Source organism: Neobacillus sp. NPDC093182, from assembly GCF_044754045.1.
In genome coordinates, this window is record NZ_JBIVOI010000011.1 from 22,733 (window position 1) to 34,977 (window position 12,245).

The 12,245-nt window shown below is 39.4% G+C and carries 14 protein-coding genes; 2 read left to right on the forward strand and 12 right to left on the reverse strand.

What is annotated here, in order from left to right:
- Positions 1 to 15: 15 nt before the first annotated feature.
- Entirely contained in the window at positions 16 to 669 is a 654-nt protein-coding gene (locus ACIQAA_RS19535) for a TetR/AcrR family transcriptional regulator (RefSeq protein ID WP_402622505.1), read from the reverse strand.
- A gap of 261 nt (positions 670 to 930) precedes the next feature.
- On the opposite strand from ACIQAA_RS19535, the gene ACIQAA_RS19540 reads away from it, so the two are divergent.
- Positions 931 to 1,092, forward strand: coding sequence for a hypothetical protein (locus ACIQAA_RS19540; RefSeq protein ID WP_165979054.1), 162 nt, complete (start codon positions 931 to 933; stop codon positions 1,090 to 1,092).
- 274 nt (positions 1,093 to 1,366) lie between these two features.
- The gene (locus ACIQAA_RS19545; RefSeq protein ID WP_402622507.1) at positions 1,367 to 1,543 is read left to right on the forward strand and encodes a YuzK family famiily protein; all 177 of its coding nucleotides are present in this window, start codon (positions 1,367 to 1,369) and stop codon (positions 1,541 to 1,543) included.
- A gap of 39 nt (positions 1,544 to 1,582) precedes the next feature.
- Here ACIQAA_RS19545 and ACIQAA_RS19550 read toward each other — a convergent pair whose 3' ends face one another.
- From ACIQAA_RS19550 to ACIQAA_RS19600, 11 genes are all read right to left on the reverse strand, one after another.
- Positions 1,583 to 2,320: a protein-glutamine gamma-glutamyltransferase gene (locus tag ACIQAA_RS19550; protein WP_402622508.1), complete on the reverse strand. Its 738-nt coding sequence runs from the start codon at positions 2,318 to 2,320 to the stop codon at positions 1,583 to 1,585.
- 107 nt (positions 2,321 to 2,427) lie between these two features.
- Positions 2,428 to 2,682, reverse strand: coding sequence for a hypothetical protein (locus ACIQAA_RS19555; RefSeq protein WP_402622510.1), 255 nt, complete (start codon positions 2,680 to 2,682; stop codon positions 2,428 to 2,430).
- Positions 2,683 to 2,828: 146 nt separating this feature from the next.
- Positions 2,829 to 3,068: a hypothetical protein gene (locus ACIQAA_RS19560; protein WP_402622512.1), complete on the reverse strand. Its 240-nt coding sequence runs from the start codon at positions 3,066 to 3,068 to the stop codon at positions 2,829 to 2,831.
- A gap of 195 nt (positions 3,069 to 3,263) precedes the next feature.
- Positions 3,264 to 3,503 (reverse strand): copper resistance protein CopC, encoded by a 240-nt coding sequence (locus ACIQAA_RS19565; protein WP_402622514.1) that lies wholly within the window; start codon positions 3,501 to 3,503, stop codon positions 3,264 to 3,266.
- A 259-nt stretch (positions 3,504 to 3,762) separates the two neighbouring features.
- Positions 3,763 to 5,073 (reverse strand): hemolysin family protein, encoded by a 1,311-nt coding sequence (locus tag ACIQAA_RS19570; RefSeq protein ID WP_402622515.1) that lies wholly within the window; start codon positions 5,071 to 5,073, stop codon positions 3,763 to 3,765.
- Positions 5,074 to 5,132: 59 nt separating this feature from the next.
- Positions 5,133 to 5,546 carry a MerR family transcriptional regulator gene (locus tag ACIQAA_RS19575; protein WP_307195897.1) on the reverse strand — a complete coding sequence of 138 codons (414 nt, stop codon included), beginning with the start codon at positions 5,544 to 5,546 and terminating at the stop codon, positions 5,133 to 5,135.
- Between the two features lie 353 nt (positions 5,547 to 5,899).
- Positions 5,900 to 6,835, reverse strand: a complete 936-nt coding sequence (locus tag ACIQAA_RS19580) for a manganese-dependent inorganic pyrophosphatase (protein WP_402622517.1) — start codon at positions 6,833 to 6,835, stop codon at positions 5,900 to 5,902.
- A 152-nt stretch (positions 6,836 to 6,987) separates the two neighbouring features.
- Entirely contained in the window at positions 6,988 to 8,196 is a 1,209-nt protein-coding gene (locus ACIQAA_RS19585) for an iron-containing alcohol dehydrogenase (protein WP_402622518.1), read from the reverse strand.
- Positions 8,197 to 8,215: 19 nt separating this feature from the next.
- Positions 8,216 to 9,739, reverse strand: coding sequence for an aldehyde dehydrogenase family protein (locus tag ACIQAA_RS19590; protein WP_402622520.1), 1,524 nt, complete (start codon positions 9,737 to 9,739; stop codon positions 8,216 to 8,218).
- Between the two features lie 15 nt (positions 9,740 to 9,754).
- The gene (locus ACIQAA_RS19595) at positions 9,755 to 10,648 is read right to left on the reverse strand and encodes a R2-like ligand-binding oxidase (RefSeq protein ID WP_402622521.1); all 894 of its coding nucleotides are present in this window, start codon (positions 10,646 to 10,648) and stop codon (positions 9,755 to 9,757) included.
- A gap of 18 nt (positions 10,649 to 10,666) precedes the next feature.
- Positions 10,667 to 12,238, reverse strand: coding sequence for an AMP-binding protein (locus ACIQAA_RS19600; RefSeq protein WP_402622522.1), 1,572 nt, complete (start codon positions 12,236 to 12,238; stop codon positions 10,667 to 10,669).
- Positions 12,239 to 12,245 lie beyond the last annotated feature (7 nt).

Genomic DNA, 12,245 nt, shown 5'->3' on the forward strand with positions numbered 1-12,245 from the left:
TCCTTTCAAAAACCATTACTTTTCTTCCGTTTCATTTGATTGTAATTTTTTGATCACTTCTGGCGGAAAAATTAATCGGCAAATTACTTTTGCAACTTCACGATAATCAGTATCATTCCCGCATTGTTTCATTTTTTCGGGTGCATGCTCTGCCAAAGTCATCAGCGACCACGTAACTGTATTTAAATCTAAATCTTTCCAGGTTAGCCCCTTCTCATATGCCTTCGTTAATCCTATAAGAATTCGATTAAATATTTTTCGTTTTGCTGCTCCAAGTACCTCAACAAATTCTATATCCTTAGCCAGCAATTCAGGAAGGACTCGCTGCATTCCCATCTCCTTAATGCGTTTATCATGTGCTTCTAAGAGGGAAGCCAGCGTGGTTTCTGGATCTGCGACACCCCATTTTGGTTCAGGCGGCATTAACATCTCGATTTGATCCTCTAACAGAGACATTAATAGCTGTCGTTTATCCGAAAAGTACCGATAAAAAGTACCGGTTGCTACCCCTGCATGTGCTGCGATTTCCTTTGCCGTTGTATGCTCATATCCTTTTAAAATAAATAATTCATGACCACTTTTTAGCAGCAACTCTCTTTTTATCTGGGCACGTTCCTGCTTTGGAATTAATGGAAACTCACCCGTCAGCTGGTCTTCTCGGTCTGACATTTTTCTCACCTCATCCCTATTATAACACAAAACACAAATATTGAACCCTAGTTCATGTTTCCATTGACAGAATCACTTAATCATGTAATACTTGAACTATAGTTCATGTTATTTTCAACTTATGTTCACACCCCTTGACATTAGTTATAAATAACATGAACAAATTATTTATTTTTTGTTATTTTGAGACTTTTTACTCGCTTTTTTTGTTTTTATTCATATATAATATTTTATAATTAACTTTGGAAGGTGTTGATTAATATGGCAAACCAATCTGATAAAAAAGATATCTCAATCAACTCAAGCGTCTCACTAAAGGGAATTGTAAAAGCCATTTTCAACGATACCGTACACGTACAAATTGGCGGCAAGATTATTACATTACCAAAAGCCGATTTCATGTTAGATAAATCTATGAATTAAAAAAGAAATTATTTAGAAAGCCCATTGCTGCAGAAGCAATGGGCTTTCTTTTTGTTTGGTTAAAAATACAGTACAAGCTCTTAATGGAAGGATATGGCTTCTATTTTAAGAACCTGTGAGTTATTTTCACGAGTATCCATGTCAGCAAAGCTGACAGCTAGATATGGCGTTTTTTCGACTTTGTAAGGAAAAATTCGCAGTGTTATCATTAGTACTGTATTAAACATTAAGCCGTAATAAACGGTAAAAACCGGAGGGATTCATTATCCATTATTTGAAACTGAAGTACACAAATGAGATGGAAAAAGGTCTGCTGAGTGCACATGGAGTTTGTTATGAAGTCTATAAACGTAAATTAAATGTGAGAATGGAAGTTGAAAGACGGCGTGAGCTGGACCATCTGTTATGTAAACAGCTGTACGCAAATTTCGATGGAAGACTGCACGGTTAATATATATGAGGAGCCTCCGTAATGGAAGCTCCTTACTTTTTACCGTAACAAGCTAATGGTTTTATAATTTGGTCTTGTGATCATACGCATAAGGTAGGCAGATTCATCCGCGTTTTCTTTTCTCTTTCCGTTTAAAAAGTTAATAATCGCCTTAGAATCTCTAATTCCAATTCCATGCCCATAGAATTTATCATTACCAAAAAAGATTACATTTTCGGCACGCCACCATGGCTGCTTAGGGTCAAAATCTGGATTTTTAAAATGTAAAACGTCCCCAATAAGAAAATCCTCTCCATCTTTTTGGTAAACCGGGAGATCCTCGTCAAATTGCCAATCCATTAAGTATAGACGCCTAAAATACGTATTAAATGCCCTCGGTCCAATTGTATACAGGACAGAAATGTACAACACAATGGCAATTGCAGTAGCACATTCAAAGGCATAGAGCTCCCCATTTTTCACGATATCTTCGATTCCTTCTGAAGGATTTACTCCCTCTCGTAAAAGAAACCCTCCGTTTGGTAATCGATACCAGTATTTTCTGTTAGGAAAGGAATAAGCGAAAGTCGTAAACTTTGCACCGCTTTTGTCTAATGCCGTTGCCGCTTTAATAGTATTTACCCTAAATAATAATTCAAACTTTAGCTGCTGTATTGATTCATAATGATAAATCACAGGGTAACTCGCCATTTGTTTTATAATCACCTTTTGCTCGGTGCTTGTAATGTCTTTACTAAGTTCCTCAGGCTTGACAATTCGGCCATTTAAACTAATCATTTGATACCTCCTTTTTACACCATATGACTGTATTCCTAGTTACATGCAGATGGATATTAAGAAAAAAAGCCAGATCCATGCTAGTGGACCTGACACTGTAATAAAAGTTATTTGTTTCTTAAAAAATGTACGATTAGTCCACCCACAATCGAGCCAATGGCGGTCAATCCAAAAATGATAAAGTATAGACGCTCCGCCAAATCGGCCATTCCCTCTCCCGGAAAAAACACTGCTTTTCCATAAATAACAATAGCAGCTATAAATAAAACAAATGAAGGTACCCAAACAATCCAGCTTGGATTAACCTTTATTAATAAAAACGGAATCAGCAGCCCGATAAGAAATAACACTAAGAATAGCATATCTTCAACCCTTTCAGGACCTTTTATTCATTAGACGAATAAATAATGCCTTTCGTTCCGAAACAGAGTCTGAGATAAAGCCCATTTTTTCTCCTTACATAAAAAGGAAAGAAACTCTACAATTGAGTTTCTTTCCAGCTGACTTGTTATCTAGTTGAAATTAATACAGGCACATTATTGAGTTTACCACCTGAACTAGATACAATTGTTAACGTTTCACCTGTTACAAATGTAAGTCCCCTTTTCGAGAAGACCCATTTACCATCAGGTCCCACCACTGCTGTACCAAGAGGAGTGGTTTGATTACTTTTTGATATCGTGATTGTTACTCCTGGTCCAAATACATCACTAGTTCCAGGTACAGTTAATGTACCTGTACTTTGCACAAAAGTACCTCGTGGTGCAGTAAGATTGTCTGGAGCTGGTGTAATGGTAACAATTGACTCATTTGTCGAAGATTGACCATTTAAGCCTGTAACCGTTAATTTAAAGCCAACCGGAACAAACTGTTTAGGAAACGCGTTGGGTTAGATGCGCCTGAATCGCTAAGTGTAACTGCAGGACCGCTTACCTGCTCCCATTTAAAGGTCGCTTTCTGCTTCAATCTGTACCTGGTGAGCAGTCAATTCTGAACCATTCTTTACTATTTTCATGGAGCTTAACTTTTCTATGTTCCCATCGAAGGTCAGCGTGATTTCTTTTAACTCATCGACAACTACCTGTCCCTCTATCGGGTTAGATTCTGAAAGATGGGTATGGGCAGAAACCACAGAAGGTAACAAGACTAATAGACACAAAATCAGCAGGCTGAATTTTTTCAAGATAATCCTCCTTCCGTTTTTCTAAATACTATTCAATAGAAAATATTAATAGTACAAATGACCCTCGAAAAAATAGTACTTTAGAAGTAAATCTATTACACTATATATTAAGTGAAAACTTCCTAAATCCCTATTATATTTCTTCGACAAATACTAACTAAAATCACTTTTTCGCACATAATTTGTAATATTTCATGAATATTCAAACTATTCTTGCCAATAAAAACCCCTCTTGCCGTATATACAAGAGGGTGGAGTTTTAAGCTATAGATTCGTGTTTCATTAATTTTACAATTTCTAATAATTTAATATGGTACCCATCGATTTCGAGAACCTTAAATTCATAATCGCCGTAGTTGATTTTGTCACCTTCAACGACATCCATTTTTTCAGAAAGGACCCATCCGCCAATCGTATCCATTTCATCGTCATGAATGTCTAGACCAAACAAATCGTTTACTTCGTCAATTAAAACTTTCCCGTCGACAACTGTCTTATGTTCACTAATTTTGTTGATTTCCGGTACTTCGTCTTCGTCAAATTCATCGCGAATTTCCCCTACAATTTCTTCGAGAATATCTTCAACCGTCACTAAACCTGCTGTCCCGCCATATTCATCCATTAAAATAGCCATATGAACGCGTTCTTTTTGCATTTTAACTAATAAATCATGGATGGCAATCGATTCGATGACCTGAATCACCGGACGGGTATATTCTTCAATGGATGTATCAAGATTTTTACCGCTGATATAATCTGTTAAAACTTCCTTCATGTTCAACATACCGACGATGTTATCTTTTTCACCATCAATGACTGGATATCTAGTATAATTTTCTACTTTTACAATTTCCAAACATTCTTGTAATGTTTGGGATTTGTCGAAAGCGACGATTTCAGTTCGTGGAACCATGATTTCTTTTGCAATCCGATCGTCAAATTCAAAGATATTGTTTACATATTTGTATTCAGACTGATTAATTTCACCGCTCTTGTAGCTTTCAGAGATGATTAATTGAAGTTCTTCCTCTGAATGTGCGTCTTCATGTTCTGAAGCAGGCTTCAAACCAAAGAGTCCAACGATTATACGAGCAGAACCATTTAATGTTTTAATAAATGGATACATGATTTTATAAAAAATAATCATTGGTTTTGCAAAAAGTAACGTAACTGCCTCTGCTTTATTGATGGCAATCGTTTTTGGCGCAAGTTCTCCGACTACAACGTGCAAAAAGGTTACAGATGCAAAAGCAATAACAAAGGACAAAATTCCTGCTGCAGATTCAGGTATGTTTAAATGAGTAAACAATGGATGTAGTAAGTGTTCAACGGTTGGTTCACCCAGCCAGCCTAATCCTAAAGCAGTAACGGTAATACCTAATTGACATGCTGATAAATATTCATCTAAATTTGAAACAATTTTCTTAGCCGCAATTGCTTTTTTATTGCCTTCTGCTACGAGCTGATCAATTCGTGTACTACGGATTTTTACGATGGCAAATTCGAAAGACACAAAGAATGCCGTAAAGCCAATTAAAATTGCAATCACAATCAAGTTAATAATGGTCAATGGTCTCCATACTCAAAGAATGAGTAAGGAATACACCTCCTGGTTTTTGTAAAAGTAAGTTAACTTAGTAATAATAATAAAGTTTGAGCTAAAGGTACACCTTGTGAAGAAAGTTTATTTTTCACCATTTCTTTTTGACCGCTGTTTAGTTTGTCAAGAATTGGTTCAATTGCTTCGATTTCTTCTTTTAGATGACGCATTAGAATCCCAATCTGTTCAAAATGCTTTTCTACCTTTTGCTTATCAACACAGTTTTCCGTCTTAATTAGCTCAATCGAAGACTTAATCTCCTCAAGTGGCATATTAAGATTTTTATAGTGTTCAATTAAATGCATAATTTGAATACAGTCTTCTCCATACAATCGATAATTAGAATCCGTCCGAATAGGGTTTAGTAAGCCTATTTGGGTGTAATAATCGATTGTTCTTTTGGAGATGTTCATTAACTTAGCTATTTCGCCGATACGATACAACTTCCCAACTTACCCACCCCTTTCTATTATTATATAATATTATCATAACTAAAACTGTACAGTCAACGTAGTAGTTTTGACTAAAAGAATAGGCTGTTGATTTGTGCTCCAGGCGGTTCGGGAAGCCTCCTCGGCGCTAAAGCGCCTGCGGGGACTCCCCTGTCCCGTCCTCCTGCAGGACATTGATTTTCATCCTTGAATCCGCCCACGCACGAAGAAAATGCGATAGCATTTTCGAGGAGTCTCGCGCCTTCCGCACAAATCAACAGGTTCTAAAATCAACATTTTCCCTTTATCTTAACCTAAAAATAAAAAAAACCGTTCATATAATATAAGAACGGTTTTCCTTATTATTAAACCCCTTGATTAAAAATATCAGTCAGCACTGGAACGATTTGTTTCTTACGGGAAACAACGCCCTTTAGAACGGCTGTATTATTCTCTAAGGTAACATTGTATGCTTTTTCGACTGCATTGGTTTTACTTCCAAGTGCTAAACCAACAGAGTCATTTGTTAAGATATCCGTAACCACAAATAAGAATAAGTCTAGGTTCTTTTCTTCAATGTTTTTTGAAATCGCAGCTTCTAATTCTTCTTGGCGAGCTAGTACTTCAGCAGTATCAACTGCGTTTACTTGAGCGATTTCTACCTTGCTTGAACCCATTTCGAATTCTTTTGCATCAAGTGAAATTAATTGTTCAATTGTTTTGTCACTTAAATCTGCACCAGCTTTTAGCATTTCTAAGCCATAGCTTTCAGCATCGACACCTGCAATTTCAGCTAATTCTTTTGCAGCCGCAACGTCTTCAGCCGTACAAGTTGGGGATTTAAACAGCAATGAATCTGAAATAATCGCTGATAGCATAAGGCCAGCAATTTCCTTTTTAATTTCCTTGCCATTTTCTTTGTACATTTTATTTAAGATAGTTGCTGTACAGCCCACTGGCTCACAACGATAGTACAAAGGATCACTTGTTTCGAAGTTAGCGATTCGGTGGTGATCGATTACTTCTAAGACACGAACGTTTGCGATATCATTGGCACTTTGCTGGCGCTCATTATGATCAACTAAAATAACTGAATTCACTTCAGAAGCCACATTTTCAACTAAGCGTGGTACCTCTGCTTTGAACGTGTCCAAAGCATATTGCGTTTCACCATTCACGCTTCCTAAACGGACTGGCTCTACATCCATTCCAAGTTGTTTTTTCAAATCTGCATATGCAATAGCAGAACAAATCGTATCTGTGTCAGGGTTTTTGTGGCCGAAAATAAGTACTTTTTCCATTGTTTTAACTCCTAATCATATTAATATATGTAGACAAGCTCCATAACTGAGTTTGACCCTAACGAAAATTATATATGATTCTTTCAAAGTATTCAAAAAAAAAATTAAAACCCAGCCAACGAATAATCAATTCGCCGGCTAGGTCACAAATTTTATTTTACTCCAAGAGGGACAACTCTTTGTCCAATTGCTGCGATTAATTCTTTTGGCATTGGGAAGCTTAGTGCTGCTGGATCTTTCATGACGGCTTGCACCGTTTGTGCGAGATTTTCTTCCGAGATATTGTATTGTTTGAAATCTGCAGGAAGACCAACCTTGTGCTGAAGCAAACGTATCTTTTCTACCACCTTTGCTAATGCCGCTTCTGCAGTATCACCTTTCACCTCAACATCTAATACTTCAGCAAGCTCCTTTACCTTTGGCAGGTATAATGCAGGAACCATTTCCATAACAACAGGCAGGAAGACTGCATTGGCTAAGCCATGTGGAATGCGGAAAAACGCACCGTAGGCGTGTGCCATATTGTGTACCGGAATCGCATTCAAGGCAAAGCTAAATGCGGTTATACCCATTAGGCTTGCCTGTAATAAATCCATTCGGGCGGCTACATTCGTACCTTCTGCCACGGCGACTGGGAGATTTTTTTCAATTAACCGAATTGCATGCAGGGCATAAGCGTCTGTGAGCGCTGTCGCCGTTGGCGAAGCAAGTGCTTCTATTGCATGTGTCAAGGCGTCAAAACCGGTAAAGGCCGTGATGTAGGGTGGAAGTCCAACCGTTAAATCAGGATCTAGGACAGCCATATCGGCATTTATGAATGGATTGATGATGTTTGTCTTCATTTGAATATCTTCATTAAAAATAACCGCAATCGGTGAAACCTCTGACCCTGTACCTGCAGTTGTCGGAATCGCGATATGTGGAATTGGAATAAAGTTTGCCTTTGGGAATTGTTCATATAACAGTCCGCCTGGAATCGCCTCTTTTATATCCGTTAATCCTTTATGAAGTGCATATTTTACCCCTTTTACGGTATCCAATACACTGCCTCCGCCAACTGCCAGCAGGGCGTTTCCACCCACTTCTTTTACATAACGGACAGCCTCATTGATACAGCGGCTTTCCGCATCCTGAGAGATATCTAGAAATTGTCCAACCAACTGCGGTCCGCTTCCATGACCAGTTAAATGAAATATTTCTGCAACTTTTTGGACGACACCGGCTTTTTCCAGCCCTCTGTCACTTAAAAGGACGACTCTTTTGGCACCAATGCCCGCAAACAAGCTTGGTACCATTGCCCTTGAATTTGAACCGCTGTAAATACCAGTGCGAAGCATAAACTGTGATAAGGAAGTTTTCATGATCTTCTTCACCTCTTCATTAGTTTTGGCCAAACAGAATACCATACCAGCTCCGTCTTTCAAGCTCTGGCGACATTGAAGTGTGGACATGCTTTGTTTGGGTATAGGCGTCTAGTGATTGCTGCCCCATTTCTCTGCCAATTCCACTTTGTTTATAACCGCCAAATGGCGCGTCGCTTCTAAGCATATGCCAGTCATTTATCCAAACAACACCAGCCTGCAGTTTTCTTGCAACTTGATACGCTTTATTGACATCGCGTGTCCAAACACCTGCCGCCAAACCATATATCGTATCATTGGCCATCTTAATCGCTTCGTCTAACTCCGAATAGCGAATCACACATAAAACTGGTCCAAAAATTTCTTCCTGTGCAATTTTCATATCATTGGTGACGTTGGTGAAAATGGTTGGCTCTACAAAGTATCCATCTTCACAGCCAGCTACCTTAACTTCCTTTCCACCGCAAACAAGGGTGGCTCCCTCTTGTTTACCAGCCTCGATATAAGAAAGAATACTTTCTTTTTGTTTTTTTGAAATAACTGGTCCCACATCTGTCATCGGATCAAGCGGATTTCCCAGCTTCAACTTACTAGTTAAAGCGACCAGGCCGGCAACGACTTGATCGTACAAGGAATCTGGTACAAACAGGCGGGTTCCGCTCTCACATAGCTGACCAGAATGTAAAAACACTCCAAACAGACTGCCTGGGAGGGCGACGCTTAGATCCGCATCTTCTAAAAGAATGTTTGGTGACTTCCCGCCTAGCTCTAATGTTGTATTTTTAATGGTTTCAGAAGCCAATCCCATAATCCTTCTGCCTACTTCTGTTGAGCCGGTAAAGGCTACCTTGTCTACCTTTGGATGACGAACTAGCGCTTCACCAATTTCAGCCCCAGGGCCTGTTACTACGTTAATCACTCCTGGCGGCACCACATTGGAAATTAATTCAGCCAGCTTAAGTGTTGATAAAGGTGTATAGCTTGCCGGCTTAATCACCACCGTATTACCCATTGCTAACGCAGGAGCTATTTTCCAGGTTGCAATGACCATTGGTAAATTCCAAGGTGTTATGGCAGCACACACTCCAATCGGTTCCCGCCAGACAAAATTATGTGCTGGTCCTGGAAATGGCGGTACTGGCAACGTTTCCGAGAATGGATATTCTAGGGTAAAGTTAGCCAGTGTTTGGAATAGATCAACCATTTGCAAAATATCGCTGTTGCCAATTCTTCGTACTGTGCCGCCGGAACTAATGGCTTCTAAATAAGCTAGCTCCTCAGCATGCGCTGCAATTTGATAGGAAATCGCATAAAGAATCTTGGCGCGTTCTTTCGGATTCATATTTTTCCAGTCGGTGTTATCAAACGCATCTCTTGCAGCCTGGACTGCACGATCAACATCTTCTTCAGTACCTTTTGCCACTTTTGCCACGAGTTCACCAGTAGCAGGGTTAAAGACATCAAAGGTTTCTTGATTGCCAGCAGGTTCCCATTTTCCATTAATAAACAGCGGAAAACTTTGAACTTCCACTTTTACTGTCATTTTCGTTCCTCCTTTTTATAGTACGCCTAATTCAGTTTCTGAGAATCTATAAATCTCTTCGATTTTTTTGCCTTTTGCACGTGCGAGAATTTCCATCCTTACTGACAGCTGTTTAAGCGTAAAATCCATTACCAATGCCGGATCCCCGCCAAATGCGCTTACCTCCCTTCCCGCGATTCCTTCCTCATTTAATCTAAGTGATAAAGGAGTAAGTTCAGTCATTTTCGCCGCTACAAAATCAAAGAGATGAGGGTGTTCACAAATTAATCGTTGAAGCAGGAAGGTGCCATAGCCAATATGCCGGGACTCATCCTTTTTCAAATTTCCAATGCCCTCTAAGAGACCTGGCATGATATTGGCAGTTTCTAACGCTTGGTAAAAAGAATAATAACCTGTTTCTGCTAAGACACCTTCAACAAACATGTTATAAACAACGGAGGCTTCTGCAATTGCTTCTGGAGATTGGTCTGTCACAAGACGTCCCATCGTAGTTGGGAGGATTTCATAGAAGATTTTTTTATACGTCTCTGTATGGAAATGGGATAGATCCCCTCTTTCGCCGATTGCATTCAATACAAGCCGGAAAAATTCTGTATGCTTTGCTTCTTCATATAAAAATGTTGTTAAGAACATCTCTTCTTCAAGACGACCTTCTTTTGCAATCGCCATGATCAGCGGGAGCAAATCCAGCGTTACTGCTTCTTCTCCAGCTTGAAACTGTGAGATTAAGCGAAGAATATCATCCTTCTGTTCATGATTAAGTGTTTTCCAATCTCTAGCATCCTGGCTAAAATCGATATCCGCTGGATTCCAGTTTCCTAATCTTTTCGCCTTTTGATATAAACGGAACGGGAATGAATCCTCCAATAATCCTCTTTTACTCGTCGTTAACATTTTTCTCTCTGTCATTTTAGACCTCCTAGTTATTTACTTAACCTCTATTTCTGCGACCGTTTTGCGCAGGTGTGTTTTTAAAATTTTTCCGACACCATTCCTTGGCAAAGTCTCGAGAAAAACAATTCTTCGCGGTGTTTTGTTTTTTGCTACATGCTCCTGACAAAAGCGAATTAATTCTTCTTCACTTACAACCGCTCCCGGTTTCACCACAACACAGGCCACCATTTCTTCACCCATCTTTTCATCAGGAACGCCAACCACTGCGACTTCAGATACGGTTTCATGAGTATTTAAAATTTCTTCAACATCCCGTGGATAGACATTAAATCCTCCACGAATGATCAAGTCCTTTTTGCGGTCAACAATATAGACATACCCTTCATCATCCATTCGTGCCATATCACCCGTATGTAACCAGGAATCGATCAGGACTTTTCTTGATTCTTCAACATTTTGATAATAGCCGGGTGTGACGTTTTCTCCGCGGACACAAAGCTCACCAACCTCGCCACATGCTGCCTCGTTACCATGGTCATCAACAATTTTCACTTCCACTCCTGGAATCGGGATCCCTACAGAGCCAGGTTTAATTTCAATTCCATCTTTATGAGCTGTCACAATAGGAGCAGCCTCCGATAAACCGTAGCCTTCATACACCTTAGCACCAAACTTTTTTTCAAAAGCATGCAGCAAAGCGACAGGCAGCGGTGCTGAACCGGAACTTACCGATTCAAGACTTGAGGTGTTATATTGGTCAGCGTAAGGATAGGAAACTAAGGCATGAATCATCGCTGGTACCGCGGAAAAGTTCTTTACTCCATATTTTTCAATCGCTTTAAATACTTCACCTGTGTCAAAGGTGGAAAAAATAACAATCGAACTGCCCACTAACAAGCAAATATTTGAAATGGTCAGCCCATAAACATGTGCAAGCGGAAGAACGCCAATGGTTGTTCCCCGTTCAAGTTTGTTATGGTTAAGTGAATTTTGAGCGTTACTCGTTAAATTCTTATGTGTTAACAGAACACCTTTTGGATTTCCAGTAGTACCAGAGGTGTAAAGAATAACAGCAGTATCATCCTCCCTCCCTTCACTGCGAGAAACAAAAGAATCCTTACCTTTTACATCATAAAAGTTTAACCTGCCTTCATTTGTCGGCTGATCCACAACGACAACTAATGGCTGCGAAGATAACCCTTCAAGTGCTTTCTCTACGTTTCCTAGAATAAGTGAGGAGGTAATCACTGCTTTTGCCCCAGAGTTTAATGCAATATAATGCAGTTCTTTTGGATGGAGGGTGAACATAACTGGTACAATAATAGCGCCTGATCTCGTTATCCCCTGATATGCAAAAATAACTTCCGGGCAGTTTGGCATACAAACGATGACTCTATCACCGACAGCAATTCCATGCTTCTTGAGCCCGCCTGCAAATTGGTCAGCAAACATCTTACATTCCATGTTGGTATATTGCTTTTCTTTAAAATGTAAAAAAGGATACTCGCCAAACTCGCTGATGCTTGTTTCAAGCAAATCACTTAGCCTCACATCACCAACTCCTTTTAAAGGAACTATTAAAAAAATGAAATTCCAATCCCACAAGAATCCC